Origin of the sequence: uncultured Pedobacter sp. (assembly GCF_913776295.1) — a bacterium.
Classification (GTDB): Bacteria; Bacteroidota; Bacteroidia; order Sphingobacteriales; family Sphingobacteriaceae; genus Pedobacter.
In genome coordinates this window covers 23084-40738 of record NZ_CAJYOJ010000071.1, presented here as the reverse complement: position 1 = coordinate 40738, position 17655 = coordinate 23084, and the positions used below count along the sequence as shown (strand labels likewise).

The following is a 17655-nucleotide window of genomic DNA, read 5'->3' as shown; positions in this document are numbered from 1 at the left end:
ACTTATGATAGGTATAGTATGTTGTACGAATGCCTATTCGCAAGAAAAAAACATTATTGTAAATGGCAGGGTACTCGATAAAGACACCAAACAAGGGGTGCCAGGCGTATCAGTTATTTTGCAAAGCACAAATAAAGGCTTAACGCAAACCAATGGCGATGGAAAGTTCTCCGTTAATGTAGCTGTTGGCGAAACACTGCTTTTTAAATTTTTAGGATACAATACAGCATCAGCGAAAATTACCGGTCAAACCAATATTACGGTTACCATCAGCGAAGACCGTAAAGATTTGAATGATGTAATTATTGTGGCTTACCAGAACAGGCCAAAAGAAACAGCTCCTGGATCGGTACAGGTTCTGAATGCAAAAGATGTTGCGGATGTACCGGTATCAAACATTGAAACGCTTTTACAGGGTAAAGTACCAGGCTTAAATATTCAGAACAATACGGGTGCCCCGGGTTTTAGGGGATCGGTACAGCTTCGTGGTTTGTCCACTTTAAGTATTTCAGGTAGCGGTAACGATTCATTTTTACAACCTACTTCGCCATTATACATCATAGATGGCGTGCCTTTAGATGCAGATAAAGCAGCAGAGTTTGGTTTTCAAACACAGGGTCCAGGGGTGAGTCCACTTTCATTGATCCCTCAGGAGGATATCGAAAATATCCAGATCCTGAAAGATGCACAGGCCACTTCCATGTACGGATCAAGAGGAGCTTATGGGGTAATCATCATCACCACCAAAAGAGGTAACTCTAAAGTGCCTCGTATTAGATATGTATCGAACTTTTTCGTGAATGCCCCGCCTAAATTACGTGAAACATTAGGGGGTAATTCTGAACGGCAGTTAAAAATCCAGCAAATTATTTTAAACGCAGAAAACATAAATCAAATCAGGGGAATCAGCAATACGCCTTTCCTTGCCGATAGTTTAAATGCCTATTACAACAATTCTACCGATTGGCAGGATGTGTTTTATCAAACTACTTTTAACCAAAGTCATAACCTGGCTTTAGATGGTGGCGACCAAAAATTTAATTACAAAGCCAATATGGGTTATTATGCCGAAAAAGGGGTAATTAAAAATACAGGCTACGATCGTTACAACCTAAACATGAATATGGAGTTTAAACCGAACGATAAATTCAGGTTTTTCGGTTTCGTTAATGGCTCGGTGGGTAAGCAAAATAAAGGTAATGGTGCCGGCTTACTTCAATCGGGCGTAGCGTCAAACGGTCAGGCATCAACACTTTTACCCCCTCCGTCTTTTTACCAGGCTTCCGGAGGAGTATTATCTGCTTTGCAAACACTGAATGATAATAACTCCAGAAATTTAAGGGCAAATATCGATGCCCGTTACGAATTTATACCCGGTTTGGCGGCATCTTCTACCTTAAGTTATGATTATACCTCAGATACTGAAACAACGTTTACCCCAGCTGCAGCCAATGGGTCTTTCGCCAAGCTATATGATTACAACGGTAGGAATTTTCAGCTGTATAACAGAAATGCCATTACCTATGCTAAAACTTTGGGCGAAAAGCACAATTTCTTCATCAATACCTTTAACGAAATTTATAAACTGGGTGCCCAATCATCCATAAGCAGGCAGGAAAGAATTCCAAATGATCAGCTTCAGGGGCCGGTTGGATTTGATGGTTACTACTCAAGAGGTGGCGGTGTTTTAGGTACCTATAAAAACGCCACAATTGCCTCTTTTGCAGGATCGCTATCTTACGATTATGATAAAAAATATGTCGCCGAATTCTCTTACCGTTTAGATGGTACTTCATCCAGTGGTTTAGAAAATCCATATTCTAAAAACTCTTCAGTTGGTTTAAGATGGAATTTTAACAAAGAAAACTGGTTGGTTGATCAAAAATGGCTGGACTACGGGAGTTTAAGGTTAACATGGGGCCAAAATATTGTGCCAACAGGCAATCTTCAAAGTATTTATGGTATTTATAACCTAAATGGCAATTATAACAATACGCAAACCATTGGTATCAATTACGATTTAATTCCGAATCCGGCTTTAAAACCAACCACTACAAGTCAGTACAACATCGGTTTTGATATCGGTTTCCTCAACAGGTTCTCTATCGTTGTAGATAGTTATTTTAAAAAGGTAGATAATTTATTGTTCGATCGTGTTTTATCAAATACTACAGGTTTTAATAAATTATCGAGTAACGATTTGGGTATCGCCAACTATGGTACAGAAGTTAACTTAATGGTGAAAGCCATTACCAGTAAGGATTTTGATTTATCTTTTTCCATAAACGGTGCGTATAACCGGGATGTGCTGTTAAAATTACCGGAAGAATATAACGGGCAATATATCCGCTTTGATGGTTCTGGCTACCTGCAGCACAATGTTTTCCGTGTAGGCAGAAATACCCTGTCAAATTATTTAAGAATTAACCAGGGGGTTTACAAAACGGATGCGGATGTTCCGGTAGATCCGGTTACCGGAAAAAGATACCAGACAAACAACACTTTCTTTTATGGCGGAGACCCGATTTTGAAAGATGTAAACGGCGATTATATTCTGGATGGCAGGGATTACGAAATTACCGGAAACTCTCAGCCATTGCTAACCGGTGGTTTATCCTTAACCATGAGGTACAAAAAATGGGGTTTAAATGTATATGCCAGTTACACAGCCGATAGAACAATCCTGAATAATGCCCTTGCTGATCGTATTGCCATTATGAGAGATCCTTATGCATTAAATGCGGTGATACCCTTGGGTGATTTAAATATCTGGCAGCGCCCCGGTGATGTGGCTAAATACCCATATCCTTATGATTTTAGCCGTTACGGAAATATCCAGCCCTTAAGAGCCGATCAAACCTTATGGCAGGAAAGCGGCACCTACCTTAAAATTAACAATTTAACACTTTCTTATATGTTCGATAAGAAGTTGATCCAAAGATTCGGCCTGGCCAATTTCAGAATATTTGCTTCAACAAATAACTTAATTACATTTTCTAAGTATAGTGGCCCCAATCCGGAAAACGTAACCGCCTTAGGTCGGGATATTTCTAACGGTTATCCTGTGCCACGTACTTATAACATTGGTTTAAACCTAGAACTTAATACAGGCAACTAAAAATATTTATTATGAAAAAAGTTATCATTTACACTTTGGTTATTGCAGCATGTTTTTGCCTGCCATCATGTAAAAAGTTTTTAAATGTACAGCCTTTAGATAAACTAACGGGAAACAACTATTTCCAGTCTAAAGAAGATGTGGTTGCCAATATTTATGATTTATCGAGGATTGTTTTTAGCAAAATAAACGAAACCCATTATGTTGGTGCAGTGGGAGAATACCGGTCGGGCGAAGTATTGCACGAAAGCCAGTCTGATAATGCCCCATCGCGCGAATATGTAGAGCACCTGGGTAGAAACGATCTGTTAAACCTGATCAGAAGAGGGCAGCCCTGGGATTATTACAATTTTGACAGAATAACAGACTGGACCGGCTACTACCGCGCCATCCAGGGGGCCAATATCCTGATTGCAAAATTGGAAGAGGGTGTTCCAGGGGTTACCGAAACAGAAAAAGGACAGTTTAAAGCCGAAGCCGCTTTTATCCGCTCGCTTTGTTACTTTACCATGGTGCGGTTATTTGGCGATGTAGTGTATTATACAGATGCCTTTCATTCCACCTCACTGCCCCGCGAAAATTTTGTGTCCGTATTAAATAAATGTATTGCCGATTTAAACAGTTATAAAAATCAGATTCCATTTACCTATAGCGATCCCGCTTTAAAAGGGGTTCGCGCAAGTAGAGGTAGTATCATTGCCTTAATGATGGAGATGAACATGTGGAATGCAGGTTTCGATGGCGCTAATGCAAGAAAATATTATCAGGCTACTGCAGATTTAGGTAGAGAGCTGGTGGCCAGTAATGCCTATCGCTTATTGCCACTTTCAGATTGGTCAACAGTGATTAAAGGCCGTTCGGATGAAAGTTTGTTCGAGTTTTATCAAAGTATAAATTATGGTGATGCCGTACTGAATGTAGCTCCGATTGCCGATATGTTTTTGCATTATCCATACAAAAGACCAGAGTATACCCACCGCGTAAGTTTTGCTTATTACCGGGGCGAATACATGCAGAAACTTTTTCAGGATGGTGGCGACAAAAGGATTACTACCTGGTTTAATGAAGATATTTTTGCCGACAATGGCAAGTTCATGATGTTAAAATATGCCAAGAACTCTTTCATAGTAGGAGAGGAGGATGCCAATCCGGATAATACTTTCATGATTTTTAGGTATGGAGGGGAACTTTTGCTGGCAGCAGAAGCGCTGGCCAATATAGATGAAGATGCCGAAGCCATAAAGTTGGTTAATTTGGTAAGGGCACGTGCTGGTGCATCTCTGTATACCTCTTCAAACGGAGACCTGAAAGAATTTATCTTTTACGAACGTTCAAGAGAGCTGATTGGCGAAGGCCATCACTACTTCGATTTGGTTAGAACGAAGCGGATCCTGAACAGCCAGTATTCTTACAACGTGCTTACCTCAGATAAATTTAGTCGTGGTGCCTGGACCTGGCCAATTAACCAAAGTGCGCTAAACAACAACCCATTTATGAAACTGAATGATTACTGGGTTAATGGTGGTAATTAATTATAATAAAGAGATATGAAAAAGCTAATTTTTGCTTGTGCTGCTTTACTGCTGATATTAAATGCTTGTAAACGTGATGAGTATTATCGTGATGGAGGCCTGGCCAATCCTAATTTTAATGGCAATATGCTTCAATATTTACAAGCTAAAAAAGTACCTTTTGATACCATAGCCCAAATTGTAAAACTGGCGGGTATGGAAAGCACCTTTTCTAATGAAGACTTCACTTTTTTTGCACCTGATGATGATGTCATCAAAAGAACAATTGGAACAATCAGAACCAATGGATTAAATAATTTTCTTTTCTATTCAGGAAAAGATACCGTTAAAACGCTTGATCAGATTAGTCCGGTAATCTGGAAGCGATATCTGCAACGCTATATGTTTAAGGGTGTGAATAGGTTAAAAGATTATCAGCAGATCGATTTTGATGTCAAAAGTGTATATCCGGGTGGCCTGTATTATTCTCTGGGAGGTAATATCTCCAATATTGGTGTAACCTATGCTACCGCAAACAATATCAAATATATCGGATACCGCCAATTAAATTTAACTTATATCCCTGATGCTTCAAAACCTAATGAGAACTGGTTCATCAACAAGGTGGCATCATCTGATATCAAACCCACCAATGGCGTAGTACATGCTCTCGCCTTTAACGATCTGATTGGTGGTGCTTTTTTTGGATTTAACCGTGATGATTTTTTTAGCGATGTATATTACAGTGGTCTGACACCTTCTAATTCTTCGAAATAAAATCACATTTGGTGTTACCTCAAGAAATTAAATGATGAAAAAAATTAAATTAATATTCGCAATAATCACCCTGTTGGCTTTTAGCTTTCAAGGATGTAAAAAGGCAGATGATGTAATCCCTGATCCTTATGCTGATGCCAAATCACCTTTAGGGGTGGCCATTTCGCAAACCGATATACCTGTTCCTGCTGTTGGCATTGTTGGTACGTCTGTAGTCATCAAAGCTTCGGGTTTTGACAAATATAAAGATCAGTTGAGTTTTATGTTCAACGGCGAAAAGGCAGAGGTAGTGAGTGTAACTGCCACAGAAATTACCGTTAAGGTTCCGGAAAGCGGAAGTACGGGCGTTACTTCCATCGCCATCGGCGATCAGTTATTTATTGGTCCAACTTTTACTGTAACAGGGCTTATTAAGATTGACCCCACTTTTAAAGCCACAGCAGGTACCAACGGTTTTGTAAATCAGGTATATGAAATGCTTGATGGAAGGAACATCGTTGTTGGTAATTTTACAAATTTTGATAACAAAGGCGGTGTGGTTCCAATTAACAGAATTGCGAGAACATCACTGGATGGAGAATACGACCGCACTTTTCGTACAGGAAGAGGGGCCAACGGTAGCTTGGCCAGGGTTTTGGAAATTGGTGGACGTTTTATTATAGCAGGTGGTTTTAGCGGATTTAACCAGCGTACAGAAAACATCAGCAACATTACCAGTCTGTTCACCAGCGGAGCAATCGACACCGTAAAAATTCAAACCAAAAGGAAGCCAACGGTAACTGATACCGTTACCCAAAAATGGTTCCCGAGGTTTAACGGCGGCACCAACGGGTATATCAACCGTGTGTATGCACATCAGGGGAAAATTTTGGCTACCGGCGATTTTAGGTATTATGTAAAAAGAACTTATGATAAATTTAATTACGATTTATCAAGAGATACGGTAATCCTGGATAGTACAGAAATCCGCCAGGTTTTGCGCTTTAATTTAGATGGTAGCCTTGATAAAACATTTCGTTTTAATACCACTACCAATAAGGGGAAAGAAAGTGCGAACGGGCCTATTGATACTTATATGCATACCGAGGCTGAGAAGTTAGAAAAACTGGTGGTGTTTGGTAACTTCACTACCTTCGATGGTCAGCAAGCTAACCGTATCATCAGGTTAAATGCTGATGGTAGCATTGACCCCACTTTTACGCCGGGTACTGGTGCAGATAACCGTATATATTCCTGTACCTATAATGTAACCACAAAAAAATATGTCATCACCGGAAGTTTTACCCAATATAATGGTAAACCAGCATTGGGTGTAGCCGTTTTAAACGATAACGGAACTTTAGATGAATCGTTCAAATCACTGACTTTTGAAGGTGGGCAAGCTAATTTTGCCAAACAGCTTAGCAATGGGTTAATTGTGGTAAGTGGCTATTTTATCAAATATAATGGCATCACCAGAAACGGGTTTATGGTGTTAACACCAACAGGGACATTGGCAAAAGGCTACAACTCAACAGGCCCGTTCAGCGGCAGCTTAGCTGATGTGATCGAAACTAAATCAGCAGATGGTAAAAAGGCCCTGTTGCTAATCGGTGGTTTTAGCCGTTTTGACAACTTACCATTTTACAATATTATTAGGGTAACCATCGAATAACAGATTAAGCTAACCAGATATAAATTAAGATGAGTATGATGAAAAAATATAGATTATTGATAGGCTTAATCGCAGCAATAACCACTACAGCCATATTTTCCTGTAATAAAGAATTCGAAAGAACAATCGGGGACAAGAATGCAAGTGATACCACCACTGTTAAATACGGAAACCGAAAGGTACTTTATTTAGTGGTTGATGGCGCAAGAGGGCAATCGGTTTTAGACGCCAACACGCCAAATATCGATGCCATTTTACCGCATTCGATCTACACCTGGGTAGGTTTAAGTGATCCTGATGCAACCTCAAGTGCAACCAATTGGGCAAATATGTTAACCGGGGTGAAAAAAGAAAAACATAAAGTTACCAGTGATGCATTAGCGAACAACAATCTGCAGAATTATCCGGTTATCTTCAACAGGATTAAAGAGGCAAGTGCAAAATCAAAAATTGTTACCTATACCCCTTCAGCAGTTTTTAAGTCGTTAAATACCGGAGCCAATGCCAGTAATTTGGTAGCAGATGACGATGCTGTTAAAGCCGGTTTAATCGGCAATATCGGCAGCGATACCGCATCGGTTATTGTAGGTCATTTTACAGGAGTTAATGCAGCAGGGGCTGCCTCCGGATATGATGTTTCTTTTCCAGCATACAGAGCAGCAATAGAAAAATTTGACACCAGTGTTGGTGAAATCCTTGCAGCACTAAAAAAACGTCCTGATTATAACAATGAGCAATGGTTGGTGGTTATTGCATCAAGTGCCGGCGGGCCATACACTTTACCTGCAAATGCAGATGACCAGACTATTTTTAGCCAGCCAAAAGCAAATTCATTTATAATTTATTATGCGCCAACTTACAACAAACGAATTTTAACCAAACCATTTACAGGTAACCGGTATTTAGGCAAAACCATCCGTTTTAAAGGTGAAGATGTGAGGGCGCAGGTTGATGCTGCGGATGCCAATGTTTACAATATTGACGATACTACAAAAGTGACCATTGAGCTAAAGGTTAAAAAGAACGAAGACAAATTTTTCTGGCCAAGTGTTTTAGGTAAGCGTAACGAATGGTCTAGTGGTCACCCCAGCGTTGGTTGGGTAATTTACTTAGAAGAAGACTACTGGTATTTTGAATGGCGGGGTACTAAAGATGGAGATTACCACCAGTGCAGGGGCGGAAGTTTTCCCAAAGGAAAATGGACAAATTTAACCGCAAAAATAGAGGTACGTAATGGACAACGATTTGTACGCACCTATACCAACGGTAACTTCAATAATGAGTTCGACATTACTGGTTCAGGATCGTTGGCAAATTCCAATCCCTTAAAATTGGGATATTTAAACGGAAATGGCCACGGCTCGCCAGACGTATATGTGAGCGACATCCGTTTTTTCAAATTTTCTGTTCCAGATGGCATGATTGGTAATTATGCCTGTCAAACTTCAATTGATCAAAGCCATCCATACTTTAATTTTCTGGTAGGATACTGGCCCGCAACTGATGGCAACGGCAATATCATGGCAGATATCAGTTCTCAGGCTCATGATTTTAAATTTCAGGGAACTTATACCTGGGAGAGTTTTAACGATTTAATCTGTCCGCCGGCGCCAGAAACGCTGGCCGTATTTGTCCCGCAAACATCAGATGTTCCGGCACAGATTATAAACTGGTTGAAAATAGCCAATAAACAAACCTGGGGGCTTGATGGCCGCGTTTGGTTAGATCAATAACCGTTTTGCTGATCATTTAAAATACCATAAAATGAAAAAAATTATATCTATCGCATTGATGAGTTTAGCCATTATTGGCGTTTATTCTTGTCGCAAATCAAAAATAGAGGATTTAACATTGCCTGATCCTAATACCAGAAGTATAACAGGGGAAGGTATCGTTGCAGGAAAGGTTTCTATCGATAACGAATACGTGAAGGTGCCTTTTAAAATTTCTTTAACCGGCGTTGCAGAGGAAGCCTTTCAGGTAGGTTTAACTTTAAATAATGATACCGTTGCGCAGTTAATTAACAATGGAACCATTAGCAATGCCGTACTCATGCCGTCTACAGCTGTAGAGTATCCAAATGTAATCAATGTAGCTTATGGAACCGATAACAGCGAAGGTATTGCCATTGTGCGCCGGTCGGTATTGGAGCGCAATTATGGCAAAAAAGTTGTTTTTGCACTAAAGCTTTCGGCTCCGGGCAAAGGAAACAAAATTGCTGCCGGCAAATCTACCATCATGGTAATCATCAATACTTCTGATTTGCTGAAATCTACCGACTTACACTATCTAACGTTCAAAAACACAGGTATCTATAACGTGGTATACCAGGGAGATTACATTGTGGGGCCTGCCGGGGTAACCATTCCACTCATTATAAATTTAGAGAACCAGCCATCCACAGCTTTTAATATTAAAATTAAAGAGAATATAGATACCATAGCCACTTTGGTAAGCCGGGGAACTTTGCCTGCTGATGCCATACATTTGGCTGCTAAAGATTATAGTGTTGATACTTTGGTTCGCTTTGCCACAGGTGCTTCGAGTGCGGTTGTGCGGCTTCAGATTCCATGGCCAGTTTTTGATGCCAACATTGTTGCCAACAAGAAATTTGCATTCGCTTTCAGCATTAGTGAAGCAACCAATCATGTCATTCACTCTGCCAAGAGTAAATTAATTGTCGTTGTAGATCCTAATGTAAATTTAGATAATAACTCTTACATCACCGGAAACGGTACCGGTTTAACCGCCAGATATTATACCAATACCCAGTTAGACCCGGATGACGGTCGAGCGCCATTTGTAACCAGGATAGATGAGACCATTAACTTTAGCGGCGATGGATGGCCGGACAATGTAAAAAATGCTTTAGGAACAGCTTTAAGCAGGGATAACTTTTCTAGTAAATGGAAAGGTGAGTTCCTGGCACCGGTACGGGGTACCTATACGTTTTACCAAACCCGATGGGATGATGGTGCCAGACTATATGTTAATGGCGTAGCGTTAGTAAACGACTATACTACCCAATGGGATAAAGATACACGTAAGGGGACGATATTTTTAGAACGCGGAAAACGTTACACCATTGAAGCACATCACCGTGAAAATGTGGGTGGGCAGCAGGCCTATCTGGAAATTGAAGTGCCAAATATTTTATCAAAAAGGGTAATACCTAAAACTCAATTATTTCCAACACCTTAAATATTAGTCAGATATGAAAAATAATGTAAAAAGATCATGCAGTATAATATCTATTTTAATACTGGTGGTGATGAGCACGGTAAAGTGTAAGAAAGATAAAGAAGAGATTGTGCAGGTAGTGGATGAACCTAAACCAACCGCAGGGTTTACTTATGTGAGACCTGATACCGTAAAATTTCTAGAGTACCAGTTTACCGGTACCTCTACAAATTACAAAACTTTATTGTGGCAATTTGGAGATGATAGCACCTCGGTTTTAGTTAACCCAAAACATACGTACCGTTTCCCCGGGAAATATAAGGTAACCTTAACCACCAGAAATGGCCAGGGTTATTCTGCTGCGAAAGAAGTGATTTTAAATATCGTTGACCCTAATTTTGACCCGACTAAAATTGGAGAAAATTATATGCAGACGGTTGGTGGCATATTCTCGGTAAACTTAGAAGCCGGTGCAGGCCCTGATTCCAATGAAGGATCAAAAAAATTGGTTGATGGCGATATTACAACCAAATTTTTGCAGGCAGGTTTTGATGGTACGCAAAGATGTACATTCGAACTTAAAACACCACAGGTAGTCGGCGCTTATACCTTAACTTCAGGTAACGATGCTGAAGACAGAGACCCGAGGTATTGGATTTTACAAGGATCGATAGATGGTATCCAGTATACCGACTTACATACGGTAACCTCTTGCCCCTGGGCCAATTCTGGTGAAAGGCGCGTAACCAAAAAGTATTATTTTGACAATTTTGTAGCCTATAAATTCTACCGTCTTTATATCAAAGCCAATAGGGGAAGCCGTGTATTTCAGTTATCTGAATGGACTATCAATAAAAAACAACCTTAATAAGAGGGCGCTCCAAACCAATTGAAAGATACATGAAGCTTAACAACTTCATGTATTTTTAGTTTAAGGATATAGGGTTAGGATAGCGGATAGGCTATAAAACTTAACGTATTTTGAAAAGTAAGTTAAACCTGAGCTCATTAATATTTGAATCAATTTGAGTATTTACTGCCGCTTTACCTCATGCAATCGTCATGTTGAATTTATTTTACAAGTTGCACTAATGTTTTCAATTGCCTGTAGCTACTACGTGGTCAGCATCTTTTCTGTTGTAAAGACCCTGAAATGAATCCGATGGCTATCGGATCAGTGTGACGGCATCAATGGTAAAATAACCAAATAAAAGCAGCTGGCCTCCTGAAAAATCAAGTTTTAGGATCAAGGTGGCAGGCCACTTGACTTCTTTTTAAATGTCATACAGACAATTAAAAATTAACTTCTCTTGCGAAAAGTAAATTATATTTTATACTTTAGTAAAACGTTTAACTAGAGTTAAATCTAACCAAAATATAGAACACCTGATTTCAACACACACACCAATTATGAACGAAACCAACACATTAAAATTCTTAGGCGTAATGGGCATGATCTTGCTTAGCGGCATGCTAATGGCACAGGATCGGAAAGCCCCGGCTTATCCTTTAATTACGCACAATACCTATTTTAGCATCTGGTCTAATACTGATAAGTTAAACGAATCGGCTACCCAACATTGGACAGGTGCCGATCATTCTCTTTTAGGAATGATTAATGTTGATGGGGAGATTTATCGTTTCCTGGGTAAAGAAAGCACTACCTATAAAACGGTTGTGCCTGCGTCAGATGAGAAGGCTTATGAAGTAAAATATACAGAAGCTGAACCTCAGGGTGATTGGAAGGCTGCAAACTACCCGGCCAGCAACTGGCAAATAGGTAATGCCCCAATAGGAGATGATGCTAAAAACGTAAAAACATTATGGAAATCGAACGATATCTGGGTAAGAAGAACCTTTAATATCGCCAACCCAGCCTCCATAAACCAGTTGTTTTTAAAGCTTAATCACGATGATAATATTGAGGTTTACCTGAATGGAAAAAAAAATTACACAAAAGAAGGCTGGACCAACGATTTCAAATATATTGCTTTAAGCAATAGCGATAAAAATGCTTTAAAAGCCGGCTCGAATGTAATGGCTGTCCATCTGAAGAATACTGCCGGCGGTCGGTTTCTTGATTTTGGTTTGGTAGATAAACTAAAAGATAATGCTGAAAAAGTACAGATTGCCAGGCAAAAGAGCGTAGATATCAATGCTACGCAAACGATCTATAACTTTGCCTGTGGTAAAATAGATCTTAAATTAACTTTTACTTCACCCTTATTAATGAATGATTTGGGTTTGTTTGCGCGTCCGGTTTCATACGTTTCGTACCAGGTAAAGGCAAATGATGGCAAAACACATCAGGTAAAGGTATACCTTAGCGCAGCATCAAACATTGCGGTTTACCGCCCTACACAAGAGGTTATAGCCAGTAAATACAGCACTGCTAAATTATCGCTGTTAAAAACAGGTACTGTAGAGCAGCCCATTCTTCAAAAAGCGAGTGATGATATGCGGATTGATTGGGGTTACTTTTATGTAGCGGCACCAAAAACCAGCAATGCCATCCAGTTTGTAACCACAGAGAAAGAGGCTGCTGATGCTTTTAGAAAAGGCAATTCTGCTTCAACTGCCAAACAAGGTAAAATGCTTGCCCTAAACACCATTATCCCTTTCGGGACTGTAGGTAAAGCTGCGGTAGAAAAATATGTAGAACTGGGTTATGATGAAATTTACAGTATCCAGTATTTCCATAAAAATTTAAGGCCATGGTGGAATACCTCGGGTAAAGAAACCATTGAAGATCAATTAACGGCAGCCGCTAACGATTACAAAGCGGTTATCGCCAAATGCGAAGCTTTTAATCAAACATTATATGCAGATGCCTTAAAATCTGGCGGTAAAGAATATGCCGATTTATGTGTTTTAGGTTATCGGCAGAGCATAGCCGCACATACCTTGGTTAAGAGTCCGCAAGGGGAAATTTTATGGTTATCAAAAGAAAATAACAGCGGTGGTTTTATCAACACGGTAGATGTAACTTATCCCTCGGCACCATTATATCTGATTTATAATCCCGAGTTGTTGAAGGGCATGTTGAATGGGATTTTCTATTTCAGCGAAAGTGGCAAATATCCTCATCCCTGGGCTGCCCACGATTTGGGTACTTACCCTTTGGCTAACGGACAAACTTATGGCGAGCCGATGCCGGTGGAAGAATCTGGCAATATGATTATTTTAACGGCAGCCATTGCCAAAGCGCAGGGAAATGCCGATTATGCAAAAGCGCACTGGAAAACTTTAACCACCTGGGTTGATTACCTGACCAAAGAGGGCTTAGACCCAAAAACACAATTGTGTACTGATGATTTTGCCGGTCACCTGGCCCGTAATGCCAACTTATCGGTAAAAGCGATTGTAGGCATAGCCTGTTATGCCCAGATGGCCCAAACGTTGGGATATGATGATATCGCTAAAAAATATAGGGCAATTGCCGAAAGTATGGTGCCAAAATGGATGGAAATGGCTGATGCCGGCGATCATTATGCCCTAACTTTCGATAATAAAAATACCTGGAGCCAGAAATATAACCTGGTTTGGGATAAGGTTTTAAACTTAAACTTATTCCCTCAAAAAATATATGATACCGAGACCAAATATTACCTGACTAAACAAAATAAATATGGTATTCCATTAGATAGCAGAAAGGCCTATACTAAAAACGACTGGATTTTGTGGACCGCTACTTTTGCGCCAACACAAAAAGAATTCGAGGCTTTGGTGCATCCGGTTTACAGGCATGCCATCGAAACCGAATCAAGAGTGCCTTTGAACGATTTTTATGACTCGAATACCGGAATCCGGGATAACTTTAAAGCCCGAAGTGTAGTAGGTGGTTTCTACATGAAAATGCTTGCCGACAAATTAAACAGTAAATAATCTCACCCTACCATTAAATTAACAATCAAAGGTTCTGCATAAACTTGCAGGACCTTTTTTATTCCCGCCATGGTAGGTGTCCTTACGTAACATGAGTTTTGGTTCTTAATTTTGTCGTGGCGAACTGACAAAGAGGCTTTGCGTAGGAGTGAAGCAATCTTTCATTCCCCGATTCCATGGCCTGTGTCTCCAGAGGCCGAAACATACTTAATGGCTATTGAAATTAGGAAATGAGTGGACTGTGGTGCTTGGAGGTTGACAGCCCCGCTTTACGCTTTATCCCGATGAAAAAATCGGGATGTTCGCTGCAGCAACGAGGTATGAGGAAGCGAAGCGTATAAGTGGAAGACGGGAAGCAACTTTATGTATTGCAGAAGCATTTCGCTCCAAATGATATTAGTGTTTAATTGGCCTACAGTTTTCGGACGATTTGACCTCAAATTTCTCATGACTGAAAAAGGCTTCAAACTATACAGTATTTTCTTTGATCTGCTAATTATCGGATCGAGTTCGGGAAAAACAGGGGTTTGAAATCCAATCAGTATTTTCACTAATCATTCTGCATTTATATGTTCTTAAATGCTACATGGTGAAAAGATTTCTCCCCGCCTGTACGGGCAGGCATTCCGCTGCCGATAAAGAATCGGCAAGCTCCAGTCGAAATGACGACTTTTCTATTCCATTCCCTTGGTCTGTGTCACACAGACCAAAGTATACATTTTCTAGTGGGTTATACGCTGTTGAGTTTAGGTATAAAAGTCTGTGCAACTTGCCAACCTTACAAATGAAAGTACTGTCTTAGCTACTTAGCTTTGGTTGCAGCATATCAAAACTCAAACTCCAGTTGGTTGTTTCCTGGCTTTTCTATTTCTACATCGTCATAAAACCGTGATAAGGTAATGCCTAACAGCCTCACTTGGGTTGTGCCGATGGCTGCTTCTTCTAAAAGTTTAATTGCTTCAGTATAAATGTTGGCTGCTTTGTTAATCGGTGTAGTGAAGGAGCGGCTGCGCGTAATAAGCTTAAAATCAGCAAACTTAATTTTCAGGGTTACCGTTTTTCCGCTCAGTTGATGTTTTTCCAGCCGTTTCGACACCGTTTCACTGATCTGTTTCAGCAGATCGTGCATTACTGCATCTTCGTTGGTGTCTTCTGAAAAGGTATCTTCTGCACCTATTGATTTCGCTTCACGGTTTGCACGAACAGGCCGATCGTCTATCCCTCTGACAATTTTATAATAAAACCTTCCTGATTTTCCGAATTGGGCAATAAGCTGGGCTTCTGTCAGCTTTTTTAAATCTGCACCTGTATTAATTTGCATAGCCTTCATTTTGGCACTCGTAACTTTGCCTACTCCAAAGAATTTTTCTACAGGGAGTTTTTCCATAAAAGCTTCAATTTTGGAAGGGCCAATAAAAGTTAAACCGTCGGGTTTATTCATGTCTGAAGCTACTTTTGCTACAAATTTATTGATCGATACGCCTGCCGATGCTGTTAAATTCAATTCATTTTTTATGGCATTTTTAATCGATTGCGCAATATCGATGGCCGATCCGATGCCGAGCTTGTCTTCCGTTACATCCAGGTAAGCTTCATCCAGCGAAAGTGGTTCTATGAGGTCGGTATAGCGGCTAAAAATCTCCCTGAGCGATTTTGAAACCGCAGTATAGGCATCAAAACGTGGATATACAAAAATTGCCGTAGGGCAGAGCTGGTAGGCTTTACTTGACGACATTGCTGAGCGGATCCCATATTGCCTGGCTTCGTAACTGGCCGTAGAAACCACACCGCGGCTATCTGGCTTGCCGCCAACCACCAAAGGCTTTCCACGGTATTGAGGAAAATCGCGTTGTTCAACAGATGCATAAAAAGCATCCATATCAATATGAATTATTTTTCTTAAAACGGGCAGATTTAAATCAGACATGCAATGATCTAAATTTCGCGTTTTTTTTCAGGATTATTGGTCGAGATTTTTTTTCTTTACAAAATATGGAAAGAACGATCCGTTTTTATAAGAATGCAAAACATGAATGGTATGCTGATATACCCGAATGGGGTGGCGCTATTGAGGATTTGCAAATGGTTGAAGGTGCCGATGAGTTATTGAACTGGGTAGCTGCTTCAGAAAATGAATGTAAATTATTAATGGCTGATGAACAAATACAAAATGCCGAAGTTTTAGACCTGGTTTACGCACGTGAAGAAAATTTGGGCGGTGGGGGCGACTACCTTTTAGAACAGTTTCGTGGAGCATTTAAGAACCATAAAATCTGGCTTTGTGGTGTAACAGAATTTGTTTTTAAACAGTTACCTGAAAGGATTTATTTTAAGGAAATTGATAGCCGCTCTCGGGATTGTCATGTCTAGCAAACCTGGATAGCTATTGCCTGTAGCATAGTTTAGAACCACGCATGAATAGAGAGCCAAATCTGTCTCGATTTAAGTGCCGCGTCTAGGTCAGGATGACGATTATTCTTGCGAGCCTTACATTTCAAAGCTTGAAATTTAATTCAATAAAAATTCTACTCTATTCAGCAACGAATCCATCTCAAATGGTTTCTCCATGAAATCATTTGCGCCGGCATCTAAAGCAGATTGCCTGATATCTCTGCTGGCTGAAATCATTAAAATAGGGATATCCTTGAATTGAGGATTGTTTTTAAGTTGTTTGCAGATATCCCTGCCATCATATCCACTCATCCATATATCAAGCATAATCAGATCGGGTCTGTTTTTTGCAGCTTCAATAACTGCCCCACCATCATATGTAAATTCAACTTCATAGCCCATCACTTCCAAAATCATGGTGATTGCATCAACAATTCCCTCATCGTCATCGGCAATCAGTATTTTTTTGTTCGCCATTTTGTAAGTTTATTTCATATCGTTTGTTTTTCAATTGTTAAATAAGGAGATGATTGATTGCGTATAGGTTATTAATGTGGCAAAGGCGGTTTTTGTTTTAAAAAAATGAATATTTGTATAGAAAATTTTAATAGTCAGCTGGTCACGATTTTTGCTGCCGGATTTATTGAAGAAAAAATCCAGGTTAAGATTAGGTTAATCCCTGTTGACGGTTATTCTTTGCTAAAAGATCATTAAGACAAGAAATAAATTTGCTATAGTCAACCGGCTTGAGCAGGAATTGATCTGCATTTACCCGATGGGCATCCATTGCATACTGGCTATATGCTGTAATAAATATCAGGTACTTCACAAAGTCTCTCAACTTTACCGCTGCTTCGATACCCGAAATCCCATTCATTTTGATATCCAAAAACAAAAAATCAATTTTTTGCTCTTTGCTTAACACTTGTATGGCCTGTGAAGCATTACTAAAGCTACCAGCTAGGATAAGTTCAGGTGTATCATTAATATAGGCTTCGAGAAGTTCGATGAGCAACGGGTCGTCATCAACAATTACGCAACGGTGCTTTTTATTTTTGATAAGGTCTGTTTCTGTTTTCATGCATCCTATAATTTTGATAAAGTTAGAGATTTGTTGACATGGCAACAATCGCCTTTGG

At 39.9% G+C, this 17655-nt stretch carries 12 protein-coding genes; 9 read left to right on the top strand and 3 right to left on the bottom strand.

Going from position 1 to position 17655, the window contains the following annotated elements:
- The first annotated feature begins 4 nt into the window (after positions 1-4).
- The 8 genes from QZ738_RS15920 (at position 5) to QZ738_RS15885 (ending at position 14125) form a co-directional block, all read left to right on the top strand.
- Positions 5-3118, top strand: a complete 3114-nt coding sequence (locus QZ738_RS15920) for a SusC/RagA family TonB-linked outer membrane protein (RefSeq protein ID WP_293788724.1) — start codon at positions 5-7, stop codon at positions 3116-3118.
- Positions 3119-3129: 11 nt separating this feature from the next.
- Entirely contained in the window at positions 3130-4650 is a 1521-nt protein-coding gene (locus QZ738_RS15915; RefSeq protein WP_293788723.1) for a RagB/SusD family nutrient uptake outer membrane protein, read from the top strand.
- A 15-nt stretch (positions 4651-4665) separates the two neighbouring features.
- Positions 4666-5406 (top strand): fasciclin domain-containing protein, encoded by a 741-nt coding sequence (locus tag QZ738_RS15910; protein ID WP_293788722.1) that lies wholly within the window; start codon positions 4666-4668, stop codon positions 5404-5406.
- A 31-nt stretch (positions 5407-5437) separates the two neighbouring features.
- Positions 5438-7060 carry a DUF5008 domain-containing protein gene (locus tag QZ738_RS15905; protein WP_293788721.1) on the top strand — a complete coding sequence of 541 codons (1623 nt, stop codon included), beginning with the start codon at positions 5438-5440 and terminating at the stop codon, positions 7058-7060.
- A gap of 35 nt (positions 7061-7095) precedes the next feature.
- Complete coding sequence (locus tag QZ738_RS15900; RefSeq protein WP_293788720.1) at positions 7096-8793, top strand: DUF4983 domain-containing protein; 1698 nt, start codon at positions 7096-7098, stop codon at positions 8791-8793.
- A gap of 31 nt (positions 8794-8824) precedes the next feature.
- A complete protein-coding gene (locus QZ738_RS15895; RefSeq protein WP_293788719.1) occupies positions 8825-10261 on the top strand; it encodes a PA14 domain-containing protein in 1437 nt (478 codons plus the stop codon).
- Positions 10262-10274: 13 nt separating this feature from the next.
- A complete protein-coding gene (locus QZ738_RS15890) occupies positions 10275-11108 on the top strand; it encodes a PKD domain-containing protein (protein WP_293788718.1) in 834 nt (277 codons plus the stop codon).
- 542 nt (positions 11109-11650) lie between these two features.
- On the top strand, positions 11651-14125 hold the full coding sequence (locus tag QZ738_RS15885; RefSeq protein ID WP_293788717.1) for a glutaminase family protein: 2475 nt from the start codon (positions 11651-11653) through the stop codon (positions 14123-14125).
- Between the two features lie 826 nt (positions 14126-14951).
- On the opposite strand, the gene dinB is transcribed toward QZ738_RS15885, so the two are convergent.
- A complete protein-coding gene (gene dinB, locus QZ738_RS15880) occupies positions 14952-16052 on the bottom strand; it encodes a DNA polymerase IV (RefSeq protein WP_293788716.1) in 1101 nt (366 codons plus the stop codon).
- Positions 16053-16117: 65 nt separating this feature from the next.
- Here dinB and QZ738_RS15875 point away from each other — a divergent pair, with 65 nt between their 5' ends.
- Entirely contained in the window at positions 16118-16495 is a 378-nt protein-coding gene (locus QZ738_RS15875) for a DUF6717 family protein (protein ID WP_293788715.1), read from the top strand.
- A gap of 138 nt (positions 16496-16633) precedes the next feature.
- Here QZ738_RS15875 and QZ738_RS15870 read toward each other — a convergent pair whose 3' ends face one another.
- Positions 16634-16993 carry a response regulator transcription factor gene (locus QZ738_RS15870; protein ID WP_293788714.1) on the bottom strand — a complete coding sequence of 120 codons (360 nt, stop codon included), beginning with the start codon at positions 16991-16993 and terminating at the stop codon, positions 16634-16636.
- Positions 16994-17183: 190 nt separating this feature from the next.
- On the bottom strand, positions 17184-17597 hold the full coding sequence (locus tag QZ738_RS15865; RefSeq protein ID WP_293788713.1) for a response regulator: 414 nt from the start codon (positions 17595-17597) through the stop codon (positions 17184-17186).
- Positions 17598-17655 lie beyond the last annotated feature (58 nt).

Excerpts from the sequence above, each read along its gene's own strand:
- QZ738_RS15920 (WP_293788724.1), top strand. The coding sequence starts at position 5 with ATGATAGGTATAGTATGTTGTACGAATGCCTATTCGCAAGAAAAAAAC.
- QZ738_RS15915 (WP_293788723.1), top strand. The coding sequence starts at position 3,130 with ATGAAAAAAGTTATCATTTACACTTTGGTTATTGCAGCATGTTTTTGC.
- QZ738_RS15910 (WP_293788722.1), top strand. The coding sequence starts at position 4,666 with ATGAAAAAGCTAATTTTTGCTTGTGCTGCTTTACTGCTGATATTAAAT.
- QZ738_RS15905 (WP_293788721.1), top strand. The coding sequence starts at position 5,438 with ATGATGAAAAAAATTAAATTAATATTCGCAATAATCACCCTGTTGGCT.
- QZ738_RS15900 (WP_293788720.1), top strand. The coding sequence starts at position 7,096 with ATGATGAAAAAATATAGATTATTGATAGGCTTAATCGCAGCAATAACC.
- QZ738_RS15895 (WP_293788719.1), top strand. The coding sequence starts at position 8,825 with ATGAAAAAAATTATATCTATCGCATTGATGAGTTTAGCCATTATTGGC.
- QZ738_RS15890 (WP_293788718.1), top strand. The coding sequence starts at position 10,275 with ATGAAAAATAATGTAAAAAGATCATGCAGTATAATATCTATTTTAATA.
- QZ738_RS15885 (WP_293788717.1), top strand. The coding sequence starts at position 11,651 with ATGAACGAAACCAACACATTAAAATTCTTAGGCGTAATGGGCATGATC.
- dinB (WP_293788716.1), bottom strand. The coding sequence starts at position 16,052 with ATGTCTGATTTAAATCTGCCCGTTTTAAGAAAAATAATTCATATTGAT.
- QZ738_RS15875 (WP_293788715.1), top strand. The coding sequence starts at position 16,118 with ATGGAAAGAACGATCCGTTTTTATAAGAATGCAAAACATGAATGGTAT.
- QZ738_RS15870 (WP_293788714.1), bottom strand. The coding sequence starts at position 16,993 with ATGGCGAACAAAAAAATACTGATTGCCGATGACGATGAGGGAATTGTT.
- QZ738_RS15865 (WP_293788713.1), bottom strand. The coding sequence starts at position 17,597 with ATGAAAACAGAAACAGACCTTATCAAAAATAAAAAGCACCGTTGCGTA.